Here is a 22,238-nt window from a genome sequence, read left to right as displayed (position 1 = left end):
TCAGCTCTCCAGGGCCGGGCGCAGGTCCCACAGCGTGCGCCAGGTCGCCGAACCCTGCTCTGCGCGGCGGCGCACCGCGCCGTCCCAGTAGCCCAGCAGCCGGGCGGCGTCGGCCGGGTCGTCCTTGCGGACCACGCCCAGAAGGTGGCCGGGGAGCAGGGACAGCACGTCCCGGTCGCCGGGGAAGTACGCGGCGGCCAGGGCCAGCGAACCGGCCACGGACACCGCCTCCGCGGTGCTCATCACCGTGGAGGGGCGCTCGACCTCCCAGCCTTCGGCCGACCGCCCGTCCCGCAGGTCGCGGAAGGCGGTCACGAGGGCCTCGAGGATCGCGTCGTCCACCTGGAAGGGGGCGCCGGCCCGGGTGACGGCCGCGTGGGCCTGGCGGCGTACCAGGGCGGTCTCGGCGTCCAGGTCGCCGATGGGGCCGACGGTCTCGAAGTTGAAGCGGCGCTTGAGGGCCGCGGACATCTCGGAGACGCCCCTGTCGCGCAGGTTGGCGGTCGCGATGAGGGTGAAGCCGGGGGCGGCGTGGGCGAGGGCGTCGGCGCTGCCGGCCAGTTCCGGGACGGCGATGTGCCGTTCGGACAGGAGGGAGACCAGGGCGTCCTGGACCTCGGGCAGGCAGCGGGTGATCTCCTCGATGCGGGCCACCGCGCCACGGGTCATGGCGGTGAGGACCGGGGAGGGCACCAAGGCCTGCCGGGTGGGGCCCTGGGCCAGGAGCAGCGCGTAGTTCCAGCCGTACTTGAGCTGGTCCTCGGTGGTGCCGGCGGTGCCCTGCACCACCAGGCCGCTGGTGCCGCACACGGCGGCGGACAGCAGCTCGGAGAGCATCGACTTGGCGGTTCCGGGCTCGCCGACGAGCAGCAGCCCGCGTTCTCCGGCCAGGGTGACGACGCAGCGTTCCACCAGGGCGCGGTCGCCGACGAACTTCTGCTCGATCACCAGCTTGCGCGGGACGCCGTCGGGCGCCGCGGCGCCCTCGGGCAGTCGCAGGGCCTCGCCTCCGCTGCCCATCACGAAGGTGACGACGGCGCGCGGGCTCAGCAGCCAGGCGGGCGGCCGGGGGCCGTTGTCGTGGGCGGCGAGGAAGGCCAGTTCGGTCGCGTGGCGGTCCTCGGGCGGGCTGACCTGCCGGGCGGACGGGGGTGCGGACGGGGGTGCGGAAACGGTGGCGGTGTCGGTGGTCATCGGCGGCGGCCCTTCCGGGTGGCACGGGTGGTGAGTTCTTCGAAGGCGGGGGCGTCGCCGTCCTTGACGCGGCCCCACGCGCGGGCGAACAGGGCGGGCACCGGCAGGTGCGGCACGGCCCGGGTGTGGTCGCGGAGCGGGTAGAGGGGTTCCTTCCAGGTCTCCACCGGCAGGGCGGGGGCCTTGAAGTCGTGCCAGCCGCAGGGCAGGAACAGGGTCCGGCCCGCGCGGGACCGCTTGGCCTCCAGGACCAGGCCGGTGGCGGCCAGTTCGGTCCTGGCCTTCTTCGACCGGCCCGGCGTCCAGCCGGTCCACCGGGCGCGGTCGCGGTCGGTCGGGTCGGGCAGTGCCAGCAGTTGCAGGTAGAGCGCGGCCGCGTCGTCGCCCAGACCGTGGGCCGCGGCCACTTCGGCGACCAGCTCCGGGACCGAGCGGGCGGGGTCCTGGGCGTAACCGGTGAAGCCGCCGGGAGCCGACCCGGCCAGGACGGCCTGTTCGAGGTCGTCGCCGAGCAGGGCCCGCACGGCCGCCAGGGAGTGGCCGCGGCCCGGGCCGACCAGCCCTTCGAGCAGCCCGAGGACGGGGTCGTCCGCGCCGGTGATCCCGGCCGTACGCACCAACGTCATCTCGGTGTCGCCGTACCAGGGGCGCAGCACGAGGGCGTCCCCGAGCCGGGTGAGGCCGTCGGCTCCCGCCCCTCCCGTCGCGGGCAGGCCGTACGCGGTGCGCAGCGGGACCGCGGTGGCGGTGCCCTTCTCCGTCCACTCCACGTCCAGGTCGAGGATGAGGCCGGGGTCGGCCAGGCGCCGGCGCAGCGCGGCGAGTCCGGCCGGCAGGTGGGCGCGCAGCGGATGGCCGTACGGCAGTCCGTAGGCGAGCCCGCTGAGCGCGGCCACCGCGCTCGTGAGGTGGCCGCGGCCCGGGACTGCGGCCGGGTCCTCCGCCACGAGGTGGCCGTCCTTGTCGAGCCGCATCGGGGTGGTGCGGCTGAGCCACGCGGTGGTGCCGGGGTTGAGGACGGCTTCGGCCGACGCGATGGAGACACCGGCCAGGACGTCTCCCAGCTCCTCCGGCAGCCGGACCAGCGAGCCCAGGCGCTCCGCCCAGGTCTTGGCGGCCGCCGCGGTGTCGGGGCCGGTCTCCCACAGGTCGGCGGGGGCGGCGGGCAGCAGCGCGTCCAGCAGTGCCAGCCGGTTGGCGCCGCCGAGCGCGCTCAGCCTGGCGTCGGCCCGTTCGGCCTGCCGGGCCTTGAGGCCCACCAAGGCCAGCCCGGCCGCGTCCGGTTCACCGGTGCCCGCCCCGACGAGCAGGGCCGCCTGTGCGGGCCCGATGCCGGTGGCGGCGTCGAGTGCGACGGGCGCCTCGGGCCGCCACGGCGCGGCGCCGCGCTCGCGGACGAGGCGGATCAGCGGGAGCAGGCGCTCGTGGGGGAGGGTGGGGGTGTACCGCTGGTCCTCGTGGTGGGTGAAGCCGGCGATCTGGCCGAACGCCCCTTCCGGGTCGTGGTCGAGGGCGAGCCAGTGGACGCGGTCGTTGCGCTGGGTGTGCCCCCGGCCGAGGATCACCACCGTGCGGTCGCCGCGGCGCAGCACCTGGCCGAGCCGCGCCTTCTTGCCGACCTGGTCCTCGCTGTCCTCCTCGCACAGCAGGACCTGCCGCAGGGCGCCCGCGGGGTCGGCGAGCGGGCCGGTGGCGACCGCTTCCAGGAGGAGCAGCAGCGCCTCCCGGTGTTCGTCGGTGGTGGTGGGGGCGGCGGCGCGGTAGGCGAGGGGGCCCAGGGCGTCCAGGAACGCCAGCCAGGCCAGTTCCATGCCGGGGACGGTGTGGGTCTCGCTCGTCCAGCCGTCGCCGAGGGCCGGCAACGGGGTGGGGTCGGGCAGCGGCTTGCCGTCGGCGGGCTTGCCGGACAGGACCTGGTTGACGGACAGGATCTGCTGGAGGCAGCTCCACCTCGCTTCGCGCCCCCAATAGCCGTATCCGCCCGGCGCGGCGATCCCGTCCGCGGCGGCGGTCAGGGTCGTGTCGTCCCCGTGGACGGGCCGGTGATCGGCGTACATCCCGTCGCCGTGCCGCTTCCCGCCGTGCGGCTCGTCCTGCGGGGGTGCGACGTACGCGGCGGTGTCGGCGCGATGGCGGGCGGCCGTCCGCACGAGCGCGCTCACACCGGTGAGCAGCCGGGTGTCGGTCAGCGCGGGGAGCGCCGTGGCGACGGCGGCCTCGATGAGCTCGTCCGCGGAGGGGCCGTCGTACGACGTGTCGGCGACGAGCGCGGCCCTCCGCCCGGCCAGTGCCGTGGCGACGGCGTCGAGGAGGGTCGCGATCTGCGCGTCGGTGACCGCGCGCAGGGCGGCCGAGCCCCGCTCGTCGCGCGGGCGCAGGGCGTGCCAGAACGCGGGCGGCGGGACGTACCGGGTGCCGGCGGCGTACTCGCCGCCCTGCTCGCCGAGGGGGACCGATCCCAGCGCGTGGGTGGTGACGGCGCCCGCCGGATAGAGCTCGACGGTGCCGCCGACGACGGCGGCGAGGGGCGCGGCTCCGCCCGGCAGCAGCAGGGCGCCCAGCGGGACGGGATGGTCCCGGCGGCCCGGCGCGACGGCCAGGGTGATGGTCCGTCCGTCGGGGGTGCCGGAGGTGACGCGCCGGTCGGGGTCCTGTCCCTCGGTGCGCACCCAGCGGCCCAGGACGGCGCCGTCGGTGCCGAACGGCGTGGTCTCCAGGCCCGGGACCAGCGGCAGGACCTCGCACTCCTCGGTCACGAGGCGGGCACCGTCGCGGATTCCCGACTGCAGGAAGGCGGGCAGTGAAGCACGCCCGTGGGTGCCGCCCGCCGGGTCGTACTCGACCCAGCAGTGGTCGCGGCCCTGCTTGCCCTGGCGCCAGTGTCCGGTGCCGTCGCCCAGCACGGGGCGGGTGGACGGCAGGGTGGTGTCGCCCGCGTGCAGGGTGCGGCCGCCGGTGGCGCGGCCGCCGCCGGGCAGCGGCAGCGACGGGGAGCCGACATCCTGCCCGTTCCACCACTGCGGCAGCTGCTCGCCGCCGAGGGTGAAGGGTTCGCCGGGGCGGTTCGACCAGTACGCGCGCTGCTTGCCGTCCTCCGCCCAGATGACCAGCAGTTCGCCGTCGGTGTACCGGAAGCGGGGACGCCGCCAGCGGTCCAGGTCGGCGGGCAGGCGCAGGTCGTGTTCGAGCAGCACCCCTTCGGGGCCGACCACGACGGCCGTGTGGCGGTTGGCGAGGACCAGGGCGGGCCAGGCCTCGGCGACCACCATCCAGTGGTGCTGGTCGGTCCGGTCGGTGTCGAGCCGCCGGTAGGTCTCCTCCAGGGCGGGCCAGCCCAGTTCGTCCAGGATGCCGGCGCGCAGGGTGGCGCCGAGGACCGGTGCCAGGTCGTGGGCGGCGATCCGGGCGATGGCCTCCGGGTTGACCTGGCCGGCGACCGCACGGAAGGACGACAGGCGCCGGAGCGCCGCTCGCGAACCGGGCAATCCCGCCGCCCCGGTGAGTTCCGCGGAGCGATCGCGCAGCCAGTCGTGGAGCACGGCGCCGAGCACCGGGTGGGCGGCGATCGCGGCGAGCACGGAGTCCTTCGAGCGATGGCCGTTCATGCCGTTCAGCGCGTCGTACAGCAGTCCGCGCAAGCGGGCACGGCCGGCGACGGCCGTCAGGTCGCGGCGGCCCGGGGTGTCGTCGCCGATCCAGCGCTCCAGCGGGAGGTGGACGTTGGCGCCCGCCGCCGGCTCGGTGACGGGTATGTCCCAGGCGACGCAGGCGTCGAGCAGGTCCAGGTCGGCGCCCGCGTGCCAGCGCCCCTGGAAGAGGTCGACGGGGCGGCCGTCGGCGCGCAGCCGGGGGGCCATGCGCTCGACGAGGGCGAGGGTGTGCGCGCAGCGCTGCGAACTGGACGAGCCGTGCTTGCGGTGCAGGGCCCAGCGGCTGAGCCAGTCCGCGGGGTCGACGCCGTCCGTGCTCTCCGCGTCGGTGAGCAGGGCGTCCGCGCCCGTCTCCGCGAGCAGCGACAGCCAGGCCTCGTCGGCCTTCCGGTCGTCGCCGAGACCGGTCGGCATGATCTCCAACAGGCGGGTACGGATCTCCGGTCGTGCGGCGGCGAGCGCCACCAGGGTCGGGCGGTAGGCGGTCCAGAACGACGCGGGGGCCCGGACGATGCTCGGTGAGGTGATCAGGTCGCCGACGAAGGCACTCTCGGTGGTCTCCCGGTCCAGGCCCGCGGCCTTGACGAGCGCGCGGGCGTCCTGCGGCAGGGCGGCGTACGGTGCCATGCCCGCACCGCAGCGTTCGACGGCGAGTTGCCGGAACTGCGCCCAGGCCTCGGCAGGGTCGAGGCGGCGCGACAGGTCCTGCGCGTGGTCCTTGAGCGCCTTGACGGTCAGGGCCCCGGCGAAGGCGAACTCCAGGAAGACGGCCCGCTGCCGCTCCTCGTCGACCGGCAGGCCGTGGACGCGCTCGGCGGCGCGCGCCTTGCCGAAGAGCGTCGCGGCGTAGGTGCTGTTGTCGTGCTGGAGGAAGACGCGCGCGGCCTGCTCGTAGAACGTGGGCAGGAAGTGCGGTACGGCGCGGCCGAGCCGGGTGGCGAGTGCCTCGAAGCCGTCCTTGGCGGCGCCGGCCCGGGACTTGGCCTGGCGGGCCAGCCGTTCCATGTCCTTGACCAGGGCCAGCGCGTGGTGGCCGTTGGCCGGATCGTTGACCAGGGCCCAGGCGGGGAACCCCAGCGTCTCGCGGCGCACCTGCCCCACCTCGGGGGCGTCGGGCTCGCGGGCGAGTCCCAGGAAGTCCAGTGCCAGGTCCTCGGCCTCACCCAGGGTGCCCGCCACCAGGCGCACCACGCGCCGGTCGTCCAGGGCCGGGTGGGTGTAGGTGCGGGCGGTGAGGGTGTCGGCGTCGTCGCGGGCGACGGTGCCCGCGCGCAGGATCGCCCCGGCGTCCAGCAGGGCCGCGGCCCGGGTGATGTCGTCGGTGTTCATGCCGCCTGCTCCTCGTCATCGATGTCGCGTCCCGCGTACAGGGCCGCCGCCATGCGCATGCCTTCCGACCAGGCGACCGGGCCGACCTGTCCGGCGGTCAGTACCCGGCCTGCGGCGTCGGTCCAGGTCAGCGAGCCGGTCTCGGTCCGCTCGTAGCCGTCGTAGTCGCCGATCCAGATGCGCGCCTCGACCGTCGCGCCGTCCTCGACGACCGGGCACACCGCCTGGCCGCCGCGGGCCCGGTAGCCGAGCTGGGTGGTGCGCCCGTGCAGGAACCGCAGTTCCTTGAAGGCGCCGCCCGCGTAGTCGTCGACCGAGACGGTCTCCGGGTCCAGGTCCGCCGGGCGGTGCCAGACCTCGCGGAAGAGCTGCTGCACCCGCTGGTCCACGGTGAGTTCGACCGCGAACTCGCGGAGTTCTTCCAGGTCCGCCAGCAGCACCGGGTGCGGGATGCGGACCAGCTCCGGGCCGATGCGCACCGTGTCGCCGTCGAGGTCGACCAGGCCGAGGCCCCGGACGGGGTCGGCGTCACGCAGGAATCCGGCGACTTCGCCGTCCTCGCCCGTGACGACGAGGTCGTACAGCGCGGAGCGCCAGGCCGTGTCCTGCCACACCTGGGCGATGACCGCGACGGGGACGGGCAGCGAGCGCACCATCCAGCGCTCCACGTCGGCGACGCACTGGCGTTCGTGCCGGTCCAGCCACTCCACCAGCTGGCGCAGTCCGACCACGGCCGGGTCGTCCGCGAGTTTCCCCGGGACCGTCTTCAGCCGGCGCCCCGCCGCATTGCGGCAGACCACTTTCCCGTCGTCGAGGGCGACTTCGTAGTCGCCGGCCGGAACCCACCCCATGTGCTGTCTCCTCGGTCAGACGGCCTGGTCCGGGGCATGGCACGGCATGGCACACCCCCGGTCGCAGCGCCGCCGCGATCACGTTGGTGTGACTCTAGGGGCAGCCTCGGACAATGCCTCCGGCAGTTCCACGGTGAGGGCGGATCACGCGTGGTCCTCACGCACGCTCAGTGGGTCCGCTTCCTTCGCGGTCTCGATCAGCTGAGAGGTGGTCAAGGGGAAGGCCGCCGTGCATACCCGCCGGAGGTGGCGGCAGTGCACCATCGGGCGGAGCTCCTCCGAGTACGGCTCATCGGCGACCGCGAAGAGATCGGGCAGGGTCCACCCGAGCGTGGCTGCCGCGGCCGACAACTGCCGCCGGCGGTACGGACTCGGGTCACAGCGACACAGCATCCCGTGCAAGGTGCTGAGGGGCAGTCCCATGAGAGGTGGTTCGCGGATGGCGAAGCCGCGGTTGCCGATCAGTGCGCCGAGCACGGAAGAGAGCCTGGTCTGGGCGGGGCGGCTACGGGCCGGCCAAAGGTCAGCTGGTGAGCGTGTCGTCGCACGTCGGCTTCGGCGGGGCCTTCGCCAGAACGTCCCGCCAGTAGGCGGCTTCCCCGGCCACGCCCCGCTTCACGGGCTGGACGACCTCGGCGAACGCGAAGCCGTAGTTCTTCGTCCCGGGCCCGGCCGTCAGGTCTCCGGGACCGACGGCCACCACGTACTGGCGGCCGGCCTCAAGGAGTACCTCCTGCCGGTTCGGGGTGACCGTCAGGGTGTAGCTCCCCGGGGCCCCGCCGGACTGCACCCTCTGGGTGATCGCCACCGCAGGCGCCCATTCCTCCTTCACCACTTCCAGGACGCGCACAGGGGTCGTCACGAACTTCCGTGCCTCGGCGTCGGAGATCCCCTCGAGCGAGACCGGTCCGGCCGGGCCGGTCGCCTCCACCACGGCGATGCCCTGTGCGGAGGTGGCCACTTCCGTATCCGTGCCGTACGGCGCGTCACACAGGCTCTCCACGGACTCTGGCGAAGACGCGTCCCAGAGGTACCAGCCGCCCCCTCCCAGGAGCACAGTGGCGGCGACCGGAGCGATCAGCAGCATCTTCTTCATGAGCCCCACGGCTTTCGGTAGTTCGCCTTGTCGATCTGGGTCACGTTCAGCGTGATCCTGTCGGTCGCGGCGGTTCCGTGTCCTGTGTCCAATGCCCGGCCTTCTTGTCCGTCTTGCTGGAGAAGTCGGAGACGTCCAGGTCGTTCACGGTCGAGGGCCGAGTCCGAGTTCGAGTCCGCGAGGATCTTGATCCTCGCGCCGAGAACTGCCACACCTTGACCGCGTGTGCCCACTCGGCCTTGTACTTCGTGCTCGAGGTCCACCGGATCTCGCCCCCGTCGACGGAGCTGTGGGCCTTGGTCTCGGTGGAATCCTTGGGGTCCGCGCACGGCGCAGCCGTGGCGGCGGCCGCGTGGGGCGGGGCGCCAAGCAGCGGCGCGGCGGCGGCAGACAACGCGGCGAGGGGACGTTGCATCCCGTCCACGGTAGGACGCCCCCGGGCGGGGCCAATCGTTTCGCCGAGCCGGCCGGCCGGCCGAATGAGCTCGGGCGGGCCGACGCGCGGTGCCCCTCAGGTGACGGACAGTTTGCGGGCCGGGCGGGAGACTTCGGCTATGGATGTGGAGTCGCTGGCAGCAGAGCTGTCCGAGCTGAAGCCGTCGGAGTTCACCGCGGCCCGGGACGAGTACGTGGCCATGGCCCGCAAGGCCGGCGACAGGCAGCTCGCCTCGGCGATCGCCGGATTGCGGAAGCCGACGGTCGCGGTGTGGACGGCCGGTCTGCTGGCGCGCCGCCGGCCGAAGGAGGCGCAGGGCCTGGTCGATCTCGGCGAGGCGCTCCGCTCCGCGCACCGAACCCTGGACGCCGAACAGTTGCGGAAGCTGTCGCATGATCAGCATGTGGTGATCGGGGAGCTTGCGCGGACGGCGCGCGCTCTGGCCGTCGAGGCGGGGCAGGCGTTGAGCGAGCCGGTGCTGCACGAGGTAGAGCAGATCCTCCACGCGGTCCTGGCTGATGCCGACGTTGCCGGGCAGTGGGTGGCGGGTCGGTTGACGAAGGCTCCAGATGCCGCGTCGGGCTTTACCGGTCTGGAAGTGCAGCCGGGCACCGCACCGCAACGACGGACGCAGCAGCCCGCAGGATCCCCGTCGGGCCACGTGCGGCCCGCGACGCGGGAGCCCGGTACGGATGCCGCTGCGGGACGGGCGGACCGGCAGCGGGTGGAGGCGGCGCAGGCGGAGTTGGTCGAGGCCCGCGCGGAGGCGGACCGACTGGAGTCGGCCGTCACGGCCGCGCAGGAGTCGGTGGACCGTGCCGGCGCAGCCGTCGAATTGGGTGAGGAAGCTGTCCAAGCCGCGAAGGAGCAGGTGGAGTCGGCACGTGCGGAGAGGGCGGATGCCCTCGCCCGCCGGCGGGAGGCCGGGCGGGCGGCCGAGAAGGCAGGCACGCGCGCGAAGGCTGTAGCCCGGAAGGTCGAGAAGCTCACCGGCTCCTGAGCGGAGCCGGGGGCCGCTGCGGGTGAAAGTGTGGCGGCGGGGGCGAGGCCCGCAGCCGGTGGCGGTGGCGGTGGCGGTGGCGGCGGCGTCAAGGCCGCAGGCATAAGGAACTTCCTTCGGGACGTGCTCGGGTGGTCTTGGCGGGGTAGGCGCGGTGGGTAAGGTCGCGAAGGTACTTTCAAGAGGGTTTGGGGTGATTATGCTTCGCCAGACGCAGCTGGGTGTCCCTATGGTGACGGCCACTCTGTTGGTGGGAGCGCTCGCGGGCTGCGATCCGGGGGTCTCGGCCGGCGATGACGCGAAGCCGGCCCGGCCCGAGCGCGGGAAGGATGCCGGGCAGGGTGCGCCGGGGGCACCGGCGCGCACCGGACCGGGAAGGGAGACTCGTGCGACACCCGCGCGGTCGTGCCGGAGCGGGCAGGCAAAGACGTGAAGCGCGACAGCGAGTGCGAAGCGTGGACGAATGTGAAGGATGTGCCCCTGATGGCCACCAACCAGCCGGCTGACGCCCCGCATCCCCACCGCGGCAGCAGCCAGGATGGCGCAGTTCGGCTGACCGCCCATGTGAAGGCGGGTCCTGGCGGGGTGATGACGGATGAGGTCGGTGTCATCACCGGCGACGTCACCCTGACAACCGAGCCCGGCCCGGACGGCAGCGTCGAGGTGCGGGTCCAGTACACGGGGGCGGAGGAGTGGTACACCCTCACCGGCAGCCCCGCGCCGCACCCGCCAGGCGGACTCGCGGCGTTTCACGAACGCGTCGTCGACGCCGTCAAGGCCGGCGGTGCGGCGGAAGTCCCCGACACCATTTCGTGAATACCGCTTGCTCGACGGCCCGGCTGCGGCATCGTCATCTTCGGGCGGCACACAACCAGCGGGCCGCCTGAACGCGGCGCGGTGCGAGGAGGGGCATGGTGAGCAGGCGCGAGACCTGGACGACGGAGGAGTTCGGCACATCCCACGCCGGCGCCGTCGAGGCCGTCCTCCCCGACGGCACCGTCCCGGACCCCGTGTACTTCGACAGCGCCTCCGGCTCGGGAGGCGAGGCAGTCTCGCAGTGGAGCATCTACGACGGCCGCCGCACCCAGGTACCGCGCGCGGCCGCGCTGCGGGCGGTGTGCTCCTGCGGCTGGACCGGCCCCGAGCGCCGGCTGGACTGGGATGCGATCGGCGGCCAGGACTTGGTGGACGGCGGGGACGAGCAGGCTGACGCGTGCGACCGGGACTGGTACGGGCACACCGACCAGGTCGAGGCGACGGCCATCCCCCTGCCGGAGACGGTCACCACGTTGCTGGCCCGATTGGAAGCGGAGATCGAAAAGCTGACGAGGACCTCCCCGATCGCGGCGGTGAGAGCGGCCCGCCGACTGGAGGTGATAGCCGAGCGGGTCGGCTACTGGGCGGCCCGGGACACCGCCCGCGACGTGGACACCGCGCAGGCCGCCACCCACCTCGGCCTCGATGAGAACGCCACCCGGAAGCTGATGGCCCGCTTCGGACAGTGGAGCCCCTACCGCTGACCCGACCACATCGGGGGAGTAGGCGGCCCCCTGATCCAACCTGATCCAACCGAACCCGCTAGTCCTGTGACGTCCATGGCCATCGGGCCTCGCGGCCGGCCTCAACCAGGCCGATCATCCGGAACCCGGCGTCCGTCAGGCCGCCGAAGGTGTGCCGGTTGGGGCCACCGGGGCCGTGGGCGGGCCGGTACCCGGCCAGGTTCCACGTGTACACCGGGACGTCCTCCGGGACCGGTTCCGCCGGACCGCGGCGCCCCGGGTACGGGGCCGTCTGCTCGTCGGTGACGATCAGGACCCTCTCGTGGCCCCGGTAGTGGGCGCGTACCGCCTTGGCGGTGTCGGTGCCCCCGAGGTTGTTGAACCGTTTGAGTACGTCGAGCACCGGCTCCCCGGACCGGTACGGCACCTGCGCGCTCGACCATCCGAACTCCACCAGGTCCGCGTCCTCGGCACGCATCGCCAGCGCCGTGCCGAACACGGCCGCGGCGTCCGCCCGGGTCAGGGTGGACCGCTCCGAGACGGTGCCGTAGAACATGGACCCCGACCGGTCCACCAGGATCAGGGTCCGGCCGGTCAGCGCAGGCACGTTGGCCAGTGAATGGCTCAGCGCCACCTCCAGCCGCGCCGACCAGCGCGCCGAGGGTGCGTGCCGGTGGGCGGCCAGGTAGCGGAAGGGGAACTGCCGGGACCGGGCGACCTCCTCGGCGTCCGAGATCCGTGCGGCGACTCCGGCCGCCGCCTCGTCCGAGATCCCGGCCCCGTCGAAGTTGCGCAGGTTGCGCAGCAGCGCCATCGGCCCCATCGAGGGGATCACGGCTTCCCAGACGGCGGCGTCCATAGGTCCCTGGAGCCAGCCCGCCAGGGCCTCCCAGGTCATGCCGGCCGTGGCCAGCCGTTCGGAGCCGCCCGGCCCGGTGACCACGGCCCGCCGCTCGTCCGGCGGCAATTCCGTCAGGGCCCGGTGTGCGGTGAGCAGCCGGTCGCCGGTCGGCGGCGCCGCGTCCTCCGGATGGTGCCGGCGGTCCAGGGCATGCCGGAACAGCGGTCCCTGCCAGGGCTTGGCCGGGTCGGGTGTGGCATGGACGAGGTTGAGGACGTCGCCGAAGCGGAAGGCCTTGGACGCGGTGTCGTACTTCAGCAGGGAGCGGGAGGAGTACAGCCGCCGTACGGCGTCGGCGATGCCCCGTTTCACGGGCTGGGGGACGTTCCGCCCGTAGGCCGAGGTCCAGTGGGCGAGCAACTCGCCTGGTTCGTCCGCTCGTTGGAGCACGGAGTCGATGACGGACCGGTTGGACGGTCCCGCGCAGGACCCGGCGGCGAGCCGTGTCCTGACGTACGCGGCCGCGCCGATCAGGGAGGCCGTACGCATGTTTCCTTCGCCTCGGAGCCAACGCAGCAGACCGGCCGTCCATACGGGGTCCTGGAGGGCGAGTTCACCCACGAGGCGGGTGTACCGCTCGTCGCGTTCCGGGCCGCCCTCGTAGACGGTCTGTTGGGAGACGAAGTTCCCCACGGCCAGGAGGAAGAGCTCCTCGCGCGGCTCCCGGACGAAGCCGGGGCCGCCTTCGTAAGTGAGCGGGTCCGCCCCGGTGGGGTGATGGTGGGGCCACGGACCGGGCGCGGTACGGGCCGCCGCGGCGGAGATGTGCGGGGCCACGAGCATCTCGGACCAGATCTTCGACGTGCGCGGGGTGTGGCGAGGCAGGGAATCCCCCCGGATCCAAAGGCAATTGGGGAGCCCCGTCCGAGACGTCCGACGGAGCGGAGGGACGGGCGGGGCGCAGGCGCCCGCGCCACCCCGAGATCAGAAGTGGCCGCGGCGTCACTTGGTTTCGGAAGGAAGTAGCCGCAGCCGAGCGCATCGGGGGGACGCGGTCGCGCCGTCACATTAGGCAGGCCCGCGCACCGCGTGCCAGTCAATTAAGACGCGGCGGTGATGCGATGCGGTCGGAGCGCCGAGGAATCCAGCGACGCGTACCCCTCAAGTCTCGTACCGGCAGCCGCTGATCCGGGCCGGTCCCCGACGCGAACCTCCTTCGGTACAGGCCGCGCGGGCGCGGCCTGTACCGAAGGAGGTTCGCCGCCCACGCCGTGTCCCCACCGGGCGATGCCCCTTGCCGGGACCGCGGCGAAGGACGCGTCCGGATCAGCTCACCGGGCGGTCTTCGAACCGAGTTCGCCGGGCTTCTTCGGCACCCACGGGTGCACGGCGGTGGCCTCCTCGGGGGCAGGCTCGTCCATGGTCACGCGCCAGACGTCCTTGCCGTCCACGCTGGTTGCCCGGACCTGGATCTGCTTGATCTGGCCGGTCTCGTGCAAATAGAGCACGACCTCCTGCCGGAGCGAGCCCTCGTCGTAGAACTCCGCGGTCACCTTGCCCCGGGCCCCCTTGCCGAATGCTGCGATCCAGTTCTCGGCGGTCCTCTCGGGGATGCCCTCGTCCTCCTTGTCCGCCACCAGCGAGGCCAGCTCGCCGACGTTGCCGTCGGCGATGCGCCACACCACCTGCTGGGTGATGCCCAAGGATCCCGTGGACGGGTATCCGACCACGGCGAGCGGCGGGTGGCTGCCGTAGTCACCGGCGTACGCGACGTCTTCGGCATCGTAGGCCGAGGAACAGGCGGTCAGCATGCCGACGGCCATCGCGCAGAAGGTCACGGCCCGCAAGGCCGGTCCTGGCCTCATCGGGACTTCCGGCGGTGTGCCGCGGAGAAAAGAGTGGCCATGGTTCCTCGGTCTTTCGATGGAGTATCAAGTCTGCAGGGCCCCGACCACCTCCGCAGCCTCCGAAGTACGAGCGAGCCGTCCTCGCCGGCGCGGTGATCCGCGAGAAGCCGCGCACCACCGTCGCAGCGCGAGACGACAGGGCGGTGTCACCGGAACCGCTACGGGCGTCCCTGCGCCGCTCTGAGATGCTGGACACCCCCGAGGCCGCGGTCGAGGCACTCCGCGAGAATCATGACCGACCGCACGGCCTGCACCGCACCGTGACCGCCGAGGAGATCGTCGATGCGGCCGAGCTCCTCGACGAGCCCGACGCCCTCGTCACGGCCCTGCTGGAGCTGATGAGCTCGTACGAGTTCACCGGCGAGCACCGCAAGTCGCCGGTGGTCTTCGCCCGGCTGCTCAAGCTGTGGGACACGGCCCCCGGCACCCTCAGCCAGTGGGAGGCACGTCAGGTCTTCTGGCGCTTCAAGTGGGTGGCGACGTCCCTGCTGCAGGTGCCCGAAGTACCACTGGCCGCGATCCACGGCTGGCTCGAGACGATGCGCGGCCGCTACGCGGCGGCCGACCACGGCATGCAGCCGGTCGCGGCGATGCGCTACCACCTCGCGCACCACACGGGCACCTGCCAGGCCGACGCCTACGACCTGTGGGCCACGCGCCCCCGCACCGAGATGAGCGACTGCGAGGCCTGCGAGATACGGCACCTCGCCCAGCACCAGGTGGAACGCTCCTCGCCCACGTCCGCTCCGAAGCCGGACGGATCGCGGCCGCGTTCGACGCGCGCAACGCCACCAGTGCCGTGGGGGACCGTGGTATCCGACACCGCCCGCCGCTGGACCCGGATCGTCATCGGCGTCCTCGAAGTCCCCGCACGCATGCCGCGACGGCGTGCAGGATGCCGGCGCGGTCCTGTGAAGGGGTGTCCTTCAGCGCCAGGCCGGTGATGGCGACCAGGGTGATCGCGAGGATCGCGAGCCCGGCCAGAGGCACCGCCGCCCACCAGATGTCCATGTGTCAGTCCTTCCCCAAGCAGCCTCGACCGCCCCGGACGAGGTGGCCACGAGAACCTTCTCCAGGACCCTTGGGGGGCGGCCATGGATACCGGATCGCCGGATTTCCCGCCGCAAGCCGCCAGGTCGCAGGACCATGGCTCCGGGGGTGCCGGATCGGTCGGATCACAACAGCACCCGAGTGGGGAGGCCGGAAGTGAGCGCGAGGCAAGAGCACGAGGGACGGCTGGTGTTGGCGCAGCGGCTCGGGGATCTCAGGGAAGCCCTGCGTGAAAAGCGGACGACGGAGAGGACCGTGATCGAGAAGGTCAACCGGCGTCGGCGCAAAGCCGCAGGCCTTCTGGAGACCGAACCCTGCCTCCGCCCGTACAAGGAAGGCGGCGACCTGGGCTCCTCGACGGTCAACGGCTGGTTCCCGAAGCAGAAGACGGGCTCGAAGGAACCAACCGTGCCGCAGCACTTCGATGAGCTGTGGTCCGTGGTCGTCGTGATGCTCGAAGTGATCAGCGGGAGGGACACGCGGTACGTGGAGGGCAGGTTCCGCCGCACCTGGGCGCAGCTCCATGAGGATGCCCAGCGCTGGACCGGCATGGACGAGGAGGTGCGCGGCTACCTCGAAGCGGCCCGCAAGGCCGCCGAGACGCATCCGGATCAGGACATTCCCGAACCGCCTTCCCTGACCGAGGTCTACGTCCGCCAGCGCAGCCACCCCACGGCCCGGGACGGGCAGGCCCCGCCCGGCGACGGCTCTACCGGCGGAAGGAGCAGTACCGGCCTCGTCGCTCCTTCCGAACCGGCCGAAGCGGTCTTCCGGACGGCCGACCGGATGAGCGTGCTCATCGCCGGCCCCGGAACCGGCAAGTCCACTCTGCTGCGCACGCGGCTGCGCGACGCGGCCGGTGAATTGCTCGACGACACGCGCAACGCCGGGAAGTCCGGTTCGGCCGTCCCGGTCTGGGTGAGCGCACATGCCCTTGCCGGAGAGGAGAAGCAGGTACCCGATGTGCTCGCCGACGCCACCGGGAGGCTCAGCAGGTTCGGACGGGGCCCGGGACTGACCCGGGACCGCTTCCTCCAGCGGCCGTGGAGCGGCGCGCACTGGCAGCTTCTCGTCGACGGCCTCGATGAGCTCCCCAACGCGCAGGAGCGACGGGCCGTATTGGAGAAACTGGCCAACGCCGTCGCGGCGGACCCGCCGCTGTACCGGTGCGTCGTGGCAACCCGCCCTCTGGCGGAGGGCGAACTCAACGTCCTCGACCGCGTTCTCGGCCTGAAGGCGCCCCACTACGAACTGCAGCCCTTCACACCCCACGATCTGCACACCTACATGGGGAAGTACTTCAGCACCCGCTGGCCGCACGAAGAAGCGATCCACCGCGCCGGACACTTCACCGGTGCGCTCCGCAGCGCCTCCCTGGACGAGCTGGCCCGTACCCCGCTGATGGCCTTCATGTTGTGCCAGCTCTATCTCGCCAGGCCCGAGCAGCCGCTGCCGGAGGGCCGTACCGCGGTGTACGAAGCATTCACCGACCTGGTCTACGAGTACAACCAGACCAAGGACGTTGCGAAGAGCCACGAAGAGTCGATCAAGCACCTCGTGGAAAGCGTCCAGAGCCCGCGGGCACGCAAGGAAGCCGACGCCGCTGCCCGGCATGTCCACGAACGACTGCCCGAGCTGATCAACCACCTGGCCTACCAGAGGCTTTCGGACCACGACACCCCGCTCGCGGAGGCTCTGGCCTCACACGAAGCCGTGCGACGCCCCGGCAAGATCCGCCCAGAGCGCTGGGAAGCGTTCTTGGAGAACCTCCTCCTGCACACCGGACTGATGGTCCACCGTGCCGACGGACTAGGCTTCCCCCACCAGACCTTCCTCGAGTACCACGCCGCGGCCGAACTCCGCCGCCGGCTCACCATCGAGGGCAGCCTGACGGGGGATGCCCTCATCCACCAGGTGTACGGCAAGCACTGGGCCGACCCCACGTGGCACGAAACCCTCGTCCTCGTCGCGGGCATGGTCGAGCCGCGTCTCGCAGGCGAGATCGTCGACCACCTCCTCGCGGCCGATCCGCTGTGGTTCATTCCGCCGCGCAGGTCGTTCGCGGGCGAGACCCCACACCACATCGTGCTCGCCGCCCGCTGCCTGGGCGAGGTCCGTGATCCCGGCAAGCTACGCGTCCAGTGCTCAGCCGTCGTCAACGCCGTGATCGCACTGATCGAGCACATGGTCGCGGAAAGGGTGTCCCAGGCTTCCCCGGTCACCCGCACGGTCGAGGAGACGCTACCGCCCGTGCTCGGCCGGCTCGGAGCACGCGACCGCGCCATTCGCCGGCGATACCACGACTGGTACCGGGCACGCGGCCAGTTCCTGCGCGTCATGAGGGAGGGGGAGGATTTCGTATGGATTCAGGTACCGCCGGCCGCGCGGGTCGGCGCCGCGCTGCTACGCGACAACGGCGAGTTCCGCGAGAGCCTGTTCAGTCAGGCGGTCTTCCGCCACGAGCCCGCTCTCAGAGAGGAGGCGCTTCGCGCACTCATCCAAGAATGGCCTGACGATCCGCAGGTCGCCGACCTGCTCCGCGAGCTCGCCGAGACGGACCCTGACGGAGACGTCCGGAGACTCTCGCTCCAGCTGTTCGCAATGACCCGTCACCAGGACCGGTCCACCGGCGACTGGCTCCGGACCTGCCTCACCGATCACGACCTGTACCTACGGCAAGGGGCGCTGGCCGCGCTCGCCGACGGCTGGAGCAACGAGCCCGAGACGTTGGCCTTGGCACGCCGATCCGCGACAGGCGACCGCGACCACTCGGTCCGCCTCACCGCCCTGAGGGCCATCGCGGCCGGCTGGCCGCGCAACCCGGACGCCGCGGCCGCGGCACGCGACCGGGCCGCCCGCGACCCCGACCCGCACCTGCGGTGCAGGGCGTTCGACATCCTCGTAGAGGTCTGGCCCGACGATCCACAGACCGTGGAGCTGTTGCGTTCGGTCGCCAGCGACCCCGGAATCGAGGAATGGGTGCGAGGGGCCGCGAAACGGGCGCTCGCCCGCTCCGAGCCCCGACCCGTCGCGCCTGCCCCAGCCCGGTCGGCGTCCGGGCCCGCCGTGGAGGATCCGCGACATGCCGCGCTGAAGCCCCTCGTCGTCGACCGGCGGACCGACGCGCAGACCCCTGTGTTGCTGCGCGAACAGTCCGAAGCCCACCCCGACGACACGGTCCGGGTGGCTGCGGTGCGGGCACTGGCCGCGGAATGGCACGACCATCCTTCAACGCTGCCGTGGCTGTGCGCGCTCGCCGCCAACGCCGACGCCAGCGAGCCGGTGAGGCAGGCCGCGCTGTGGGCCGTCTACGCCGTCTGGCCCGACCATCCCGACGCCGGGGCACTGCTCCGCAGGGTTGCCGGCGGCCGGGGCCAGTCGCAATCCCGCGAGGTGGCCGTTCTCGCCCTCGCCGCCGGATGGCGCGACGACCCGGAAACCCTGTCGCTGCTTCGCGGACTCGCAGTCGACGGCAACCCCGAGTTCGTACGCGCGGCGGCGATACGGACGCTGGGTGCCGGCTGGCGCGACCACCCCGAGACCGTCGAGCTGGCGCATGACAGGGCCGGCAACGACCCCGAACCCTACGTCCGTGGAGCCGCCGTCCAGGCCCTCGTCACAAACGGTCGCACCCCGCAGACCGTCTCCCTGCTCCGCCCGGCTCGCCATCGAGGACCCCGACGACCGCCTGCGCGCAGTCGCCGTCTACAACCTGGCGGCGGGCTGGCACGGACCGGAGACCGGCGAACTGCTCCGGCGAATCGTCACCAGCCAAACCGACCACCCGATCAGCCGGGGCGCGGCAATCCGGGCACTGGCAGGCGGCTGGCGCGACGACCCCGTCACCGAGGAACTCCTACGCGAGCGGGCCGTCGACGACTCCGACTGGAGCCTGCAGCGAGCGGCCGTGATGGCACTCGCCGAACGCTGGCCCCATGACCCGGAGATCCAGGCGCTGGCCGACCGCCTCTCCGACGACTGGTAGCGGTCAGCGGGTGGGGTAAGCCCCTACCCCTCCGGTGGCCCGGTAGCAGGCTCGCTGCGGCATCGTGAAACCGCGAGCGTAGTCCGGAACGCCTTGACGGGCTAAGTAGTTAGCCGCCATACTATCTGCATGACGAGCGACGGCATCGACGGTGAGGCGCCCACGCTCGACCAGGCCAGGAGGCAGGTCGAGCACTACGGCCTGGAGGTCGATCCGCAGGCGGTGCTGGTCGCGGTGCGGCTGATTTCGGCGGGCGCGCGGGTCGGCAGGATGGCCGAGGTGCACTTCGCCCGGTTCGGCCTGTCGACGGGGCGGTACCGGGTGCTGGCCGACCTCGAAGACCACGGCGGGGAGAAGTCTCCGTCGCGCCTCGCCGCCGACCTCGGTGTCTCCAGGGCCACGGTCACCGGCCTGCTGGACGGCCTCGAGCGTGAAGGTCTGATCGCGCGCCGGCCCTCCGTGGAGGACGGCCGGGGCACGGTGGCCATCCTGACCGCGCGTGGTGCGCAGCTCCTGCGCGACATGGCGCCCGAGCACTTCGGGCGGCTCGAGGCGATGGTGGGCGGACTTTCCGTCGAGGAGCGCGCGGTGTTCTTGAACCTGCTCGCGCGAGTGGTCCGCGGTAGCGCGGCCCTGGTCGACGACTGATCACACTCTCCGCTGTTTTGGCCCCGCCCTCCGGCCGGGCCCTTTTTGTGACCCGATAGTTAGCTGCCTAATCACATGGGGCGGTATGGCCTGCCGCCCCACCCCGCCCCGCCCCGCCCCCACCCTCGCCGTGACCCTTCGCTTCCCTCGCACGTACGAGAAAGAGGCCACCATGCCCGCAACGAAGGACAGGACCAGCCGCAATCGAGCAGCTTCCCGGCCGTCCCGGCCGTCCCGGCCGTCCCGGCCGTTCACCCTGTGGCGTGAAGTGCTGACCGCCTACGCCGCCCCCGCGCTGATGGCCGGTACCGCCGGTCTCGTCAACGGGCAGCGGGACCTGGCCGTGGCCGCCTGTACCTCCATCGCCGGCACCTCCGCCGTGGTGGCGTTCCTGGTCGGCCTCTGGCTGCGGCGTGGCGGGCGGCCCCGACGCTGGACGGTCACCACCCCGAGCTTCGTCCTGACCGCCGCACTCCTCATCACCGCCGCCGGCGCGGCGGCCCTGCTGGGATGGTTCACGGCCCAATGGGTACCCGCCCACACCCCGGTCCCCGCCACCCCCTGGCTGGAGCGCCTGCGCATCGACCTGCCCGTCTCCGCGGCCCTCGCCGCCACCATCGTCACCCTCCGCTGGCGCGCCACCACTCCGGCACTCCCGGGCTCCCCGGCGTAACCCTTACCTCCACCGGCCCACCCGCCCGACGGGCCCCGGCCCGACCGAAGTCACCAAGGAACGAGCAAAGGAATGAGTACGCGATGATCGTCGTCATGGGAGCGACCGGAGCCACCGGCAACGCCCTGCTCCGCAGCCTCCTCGCCCTCGGCGCACCCGTACGCGCGCTGACCCGCACTCCGCACATCCCGATCCCCGGCACAACCGGCGCACACCGGCAGCCCGTTGAGGTCCAGTACGCCGACGCCGCCGACCCCGGTTCTCTGCGCACCGCGTTCAAGGGAGCCGACCAGCTCTTCCTCGCGATGGCCAACGGCCCCGCGCAGGTCGCGCTCGAAACCCGCGTCATCGACCTCGCCGCCCAAGCCGGCATCGGACACATCGTCAAGATCTCCGCACCCGCCGCCGAACCCCACTCCCCGGTCGCCGTCTCCCGCGGACACCACGCCGTCGAAGAACACCTGCGCGCCTGCGGCCTCACCCACACCGTCCTGCGCCCTTACGCGTTCATGCAGAACCTCCTGCGCCTGGCTCCCGCCGTCGCCCAGGGCGTCATCCTCGGCACGATGGGCGAAGCGCCCTGCAACTACATCGACTGCCGCGACATAGGCGACGTCGCCGCGGCCGCGCTCACCAGGCCCGGCATCGCCGGCGGCACGTACACCCTGACCGGACCGGAAGCCGTCTCCTACCCCGAACTCGCCGCACGGCTGGCCACTCTGACGGGCAGTGCGGTCCGCTACGTCAACCTCGCCCCGGACGAACTGCGCGTCAGCCTCATCCGCAACGCCCACATGCCCGACTGGCTCGCCGACCACGTGACCGAGATCCAGCAGCTCGCCGTCACCAGGCCCGAGAGCCCGACCACCACAGTCACCGACCTTCTCGGCCGCCCGCCCCGCACCCTCGACGCCTTCCTGCGGGAACACCAGGCACACTTCCGCTCCACGGATCCTTCAGCGGAGCGGCCACTTCAACCGGCCGCGGACGACCTCCCGGTATGAGGAACTCGCGGAAAGCAATCGCGTGAGCGGCGGCTCCGCCCGGGCGCTGCTCTACGGTACCGATGGGGTGGGCGGCGACGTCTTCCTCCTCGGCTCGCGGCATGGGCTTCTGTCCTTCCTCGCGCTCGTCGTCTCTGGCGACGAGTCGCGGGTAAGACCCGGCGGCATGCCACCGCTGCCGCCGGTCCCTGCATCCATTCGGGCGAAAACCCGCTCAGAGGCTGCTCCACGTGCTCGAAGGCGCGTCATCGTCTCTCAGAGACGTCGGGCTTCAAGAATGGGGACGGAACATTGCACCTGAGGCGTACCGGAACGATCCTGGGCGCGGCCGCGCTGGCGGTGCTGACACTGCCGGCCAACGCGCACGCCGCAGCCATCGCGTGCGGAGGGGGCGTGTCGACCGGCCGGGTGGCGGTCAACGGCTGCATCAGCGCCGAACGGGGCTCCGTGGGCAGGTTCCCCACGCGGGACATCACGGCGTACATCAAGGCGCGCAACACGGGAAAGAAGGGGCTGAACGTCTCCTACGAGGCGTTCTTCCGCGTCGTCGACGGCGGCCACTGGGAGAAGGTGGGCAGCGGCCGCACCTACCTCGCGCCCGGCGCGGCCGCCGACCCCACCGCCGTGGGGAGCACGACCCGGGTGTGCGGCCCGGTGAAGGTGGAGATCCGCGTCCATGCCCGGGCCGACGGCGCCGCCTGGAGCGGCTGGTCCCAGGCGGCCACGAAGCAGTGCCAGACCTGACCTTCACCGTGAACGCGACCTGATCTCCCGAAGGCTCCGATCGCCCATCGCGAGGACGACTGGCCGCTATCCCTGCTGGTCACAGCCGGTCAGCGGGGAGACGGCCCGCGGTTTACGGCCGCGCTGCACGGCATCCGGGTGCCCCGCGAGGCAGGTTGGGGGGAATGAACGGAAGCGGGAGATTTCCTCGAAATGGACTGCTGGTACTGAGGGCCATCGACTTGCTTCTTCCGTTTCCTGATGGGCGTCACCGATTTTTCGTAGGTCGGCGACAAGGCTGCTCATCGGGTGGCAGGGCTCTGACCTGGGGTGGTCGGGGAGAGCGAACCGG

At 72.3% G+C, this 22,238-nt stretch carries 17 protein-coding genes and 1 pseudogene; 10 read left to right on the top strand and 8 right to left on the bottom strand.

Annotation, left to right across the window (positions count from 1 at the left end):
- The 6 genes from OG247_RS01705 to OG247_RS01680 form a co-directional block, all read right to left on the bottom strand.
- The gene (locus OG247_RS01705) at positions 1–1,194 is read right to left on the bottom strand and encodes an ATP-binding protein (protein WP_327250471.1); all 1,194 of its coding nucleotides are present in this window, start codon (positions 1,192–1,194) and stop codon (positions 1–3) included.
- Positions 1,191–6,173 carry a hypothetical protein gene (locus tag OG247_RS01700; protein WP_327250470.1) on the bottom strand — a complete coding sequence of 1,661 codons (4,983 nt, stop codon included), beginning with the start codon at positions 6,171–6,173 and terminating at the stop codon, positions 1,191–1,193. Before OG247_RS01700 ends, OG247_RS01705 begins: the two co-directional genes overlap by 4 nt.
- Complete coding sequence (locus OG247_RS01695; RefSeq protein WP_327250469.1) at positions 6,170–7,024, bottom strand: DUF4132 domain-containing protein; 855 nt, start codon at positions 7,022–7,024, stop codon at positions 6,170–6,172. Before OG247_RS01695 ends, OG247_RS01700 begins: the two co-directional genes overlap by 4 nt.
- A 144-nt stretch (positions 7,025–7,168) precedes the next feature.
- The gene (locus OG247_RS01690; RefSeq protein ID WP_327250468.1) at positions 7,169–7,501 is read right to left on the bottom strand and encodes a hypothetical protein; all 333 of its coding nucleotides are present in this window, start codon (positions 7,499–7,501) and stop codon (positions 7,169–7,171) included.
- Between the two features lie 46 nt (positions 7,502–7,547).
- On the bottom strand, positions 7,548–8,120 hold the full coding sequence (locus OG247_RS01685) for a hypothetical protein (protein ID WP_327250467.1): 573 nt from the start codon (positions 8,118–8,120) through the stop codon (positions 7,548–7,550).
- A gap of 46 nt (positions 8,121–8,166) precedes the next feature.
- On the bottom strand, positions 8,167–8,535 hold the full coding sequence (locus OG247_RS01680; protein WP_327250466.1) for a hypothetical protein: 369 nt from the start codon (positions 8,533–8,535) through the stop codon (positions 8,167–8,169).
- A gap of 139 nt (positions 8,536–8,674) precedes the next feature.
- On the opposite strand from OG247_RS01680, the gene OG247_RS01675 reads away from it, so the two are divergent.
- The 3 genes from OG247_RS01675 to OG247_RS01665 all read left to right on the top strand — a co-directional run bounded on the left by OG247_RS01675 (position 8,675) and on the right by OG247_RS01665 (position 11,076).
- Positions 8,675–9,556, top strand: a complete 882-nt coding sequence (locus tag OG247_RS01675; RefSeq protein WP_327250465.1) for a hypothetical protein — start codon at positions 8,675–8,677, stop codon at positions 9,554–9,556.
- A gap of 483 nt (positions 9,557–10,039) precedes the next feature.
- Positions 10,040–10,372: a hypothetical protein gene (locus OG247_RS01670; RefSeq protein ID WP_442813196.1), complete on the top strand. Its 333-nt coding sequence runs from the start codon at positions 10,040–10,042 to the stop codon at positions 10,370–10,372.
- A 95-nt stretch (positions 10,373–10,467) separates the two neighbouring features.
- The gene (locus OG247_RS01665; protein ID WP_327250464.1) at positions 10,468–11,076 is read left to right on the top strand and encodes a hypothetical protein; all 609 of its coding nucleotides are present in this window, start codon (positions 10,468–10,470) and stop codon (positions 11,074–11,076) included.
- 58 nt (positions 11,077–11,134) lie between these two features.
- On the opposite strand, the gene OG247_RS01660 is transcribed toward OG247_RS01665, so the two are convergent.
- Positions 11,135–12,739 carry a TROVE domain-containing protein gene (locus OG247_RS01660; protein WP_327250463.1) on the bottom strand — a complete coding sequence of 535 codons (1,605 nt, stop codon included), beginning with the start codon at positions 12,737–12,739 and terminating at the stop codon, positions 11,135–11,137.
- Between the two features lie 488 nt (positions 12,740–13,227).
- Entirely contained in the window at positions 13,228–13,743 is a 516-nt protein-coding gene (locus tag OG247_RS01655) for a hypothetical protein (protein ID WP_327250462.1), read from the bottom strand.
- A 203-nt stretch (positions 13,744–13,946) separates the two neighbouring features.
- On the opposite strand from OG247_RS01655, the gene OG247_RS01650 reads away from it, so the two are divergent.
- The 7 genes and pseudogenes from OG247_RS01650 (at position 13,947) to OG247_RS01625 (ending at position 21,907) form a co-directional block, all read left to right on the top strand.
- The gene (locus OG247_RS01650) at positions 13,947–14,747 is read left to right on the top strand and encodes a hypothetical protein (protein WP_327250461.1); all 801 of its coding nucleotides are present in this window, start codon (positions 13,947–13,949) and stop codon (positions 14,745–14,747) included.
- A gap of 202 nt (positions 14,748–14,949) precedes the next feature.
- A pseudogene (locus tag OG247_RS01645) lies at positions 14,950–18,510 on the top strand (HEAT repeat domain-containing protein); the annotation flags it as partial.
- A complete protein-coding gene (locus OG247_RS44700; protein ID WP_442813568.1) occupies positions 18,410–18,838 on the top strand; it encodes a HEAT repeat domain-containing protein in 429 nt (142 codons plus the stop codon). The pseudogene OG247_RS01645 and the gene OG247_RS44700, both read left to right, overlap by 101 nt.
- 129 nt (positions 18,839–18,967) lie before the next feature.
- A complete protein-coding gene (locus tag OG247_RS01640) occupies positions 18,968–19,486 on the top strand; it encodes a MarR family winged helix-turn-helix transcriptional regulator (protein WP_327250459.1) in 519 nt (172 codons plus the stop codon).
- A 172-nt stretch (positions 19,487–19,658) separates the two neighbouring features.
- Entirely contained in the window at positions 19,659–20,159 is a 501-nt protein-coding gene (locus OG247_RS01635) for a hypothetical protein (protein WP_327250458.1), read from the top strand.
- A gap of 83 nt (positions 20,160–20,242) precedes the next feature.
- Positions 20,243–21,163 (top strand): NmrA family NAD(P)-binding protein, encoded by a 921-nt coding sequence (locus OG247_RS01630; RefSeq protein WP_327250457.1) that lies wholly within the window; start codon positions 20,243–20,245, stop codon positions 21,161–21,163.
- Positions 21,164–21,454: 291 nt separating this feature from the next.
- A complete protein-coding gene (locus tag OG247_RS01625; RefSeq protein ID WP_327250456.1) occupies positions 21,455–21,907 on the top strand; it encodes a hypothetical protein in 453 nt (150 codons plus the stop codon).
- Positions 21,908–22,238: the final 331 nt, after the last annotated feature.

This window comes from Streptomyces sp. NBC_01244, from assembly GCF_035987325.1.
Taxonomy (GTDB): Bacteria; Actinomycetota; Actinomycetes; order Streptomycetales; family Streptomycetaceae; genus Streptomyces.
Note: the sequence above shows the minus strand (reverse complement) of the source record. Positions and strands in the feature narration are given on the sequence as shown.

Bases quoted from the DNA above. Each gene is read 5' to 3' on its own strand.
- OG247_RS01705 (WP_327250471.1), bottom strand. From the start codon at position 1,194: ATGACCACCGACACCGCCACCGTTTCCGCACCCCCGTCCGCACCCCCG.
- OG247_RS01700 (WP_327250470.1), bottom strand. From the start codon at position 6,173: ATGAACACCGACGACATCACCCGGGCCGCGGCCCTGCTGGACGCCGGG.
- OG247_RS01695 (WP_327250469.1), bottom strand. From the start codon at position 7,024: ATGGGGTGGGTTCCGGCCGGCGACTACGAAGTCGCCCTCGACGACGGG.
- OG247_RS01685 (WP_327250467.1), bottom strand. From the start codon at position 8,120: ATGAAGAAGATGCTGCTGATCGCTCCGGTCGCCGCCACTGTGCTCCTG.
- OG247_RS01680 (WP_327250466.1), bottom strand. From the start codon at position 8,535: ATGCAACGTCCCCTCGCCGCGTTGTCTGCCGCCGCCGCGCCGCTGCTT.
- OG247_RS01675 (WP_327250465.1), top strand. From the start codon at position 8,675: ATGGATGTGGAGTCGCTGGCAGCAGAGCTGTCCGAGCTGAAGCCGTCG.
- OG247_RS01670 (WP_442813196.1), top strand. From the start codon at position 10,040: ATGGCCACCAACCAGCCGGCTGACGCCCCGCATCCCCACCGCGGCAGC.
- OG247_RS01665 (WP_327250464.1), top strand. From the start codon at position 10,468: ATGGTGAGCAGGCGCGAGACCTGGACGACGGAGGAGTTCGGCACATCC.
- OG247_RS01660 (WP_327250463.1), bottom strand. From the start codon at position 12,739: ATGCTCGTGGCCCCGCACATCTCCGCCGCGGCGGCCCGTACCGCGCCC.
- OG247_RS44700 (WP_442813568.1), top strand. From the start codon at position 18,410: ATGACAGGGCCGGCAACGACCCCGAACCCTACGTCCGTGGAGCCGCCG.
- OG247_RS01640 (WP_327250459.1), top strand. From the start codon at position 18,968: ATGACGAGCGACGGCATCGACGGTGAGGCGCCCACGCTCGACCAGGCC.
- OG247_RS01635 (WP_327250458.1), top strand. From the start codon at position 19,659: ATGCCCGCAACGAAGGACAGGACCAGCCGCAATCGAGCAGCTTCCCGG.
- OG247_RS01630 (WP_327250457.1), top strand. From the start codon at position 20,243: ATGATCGTCGTCATGGGAGCGACCGGAGCCACCGGCAACGCCCTGCTC.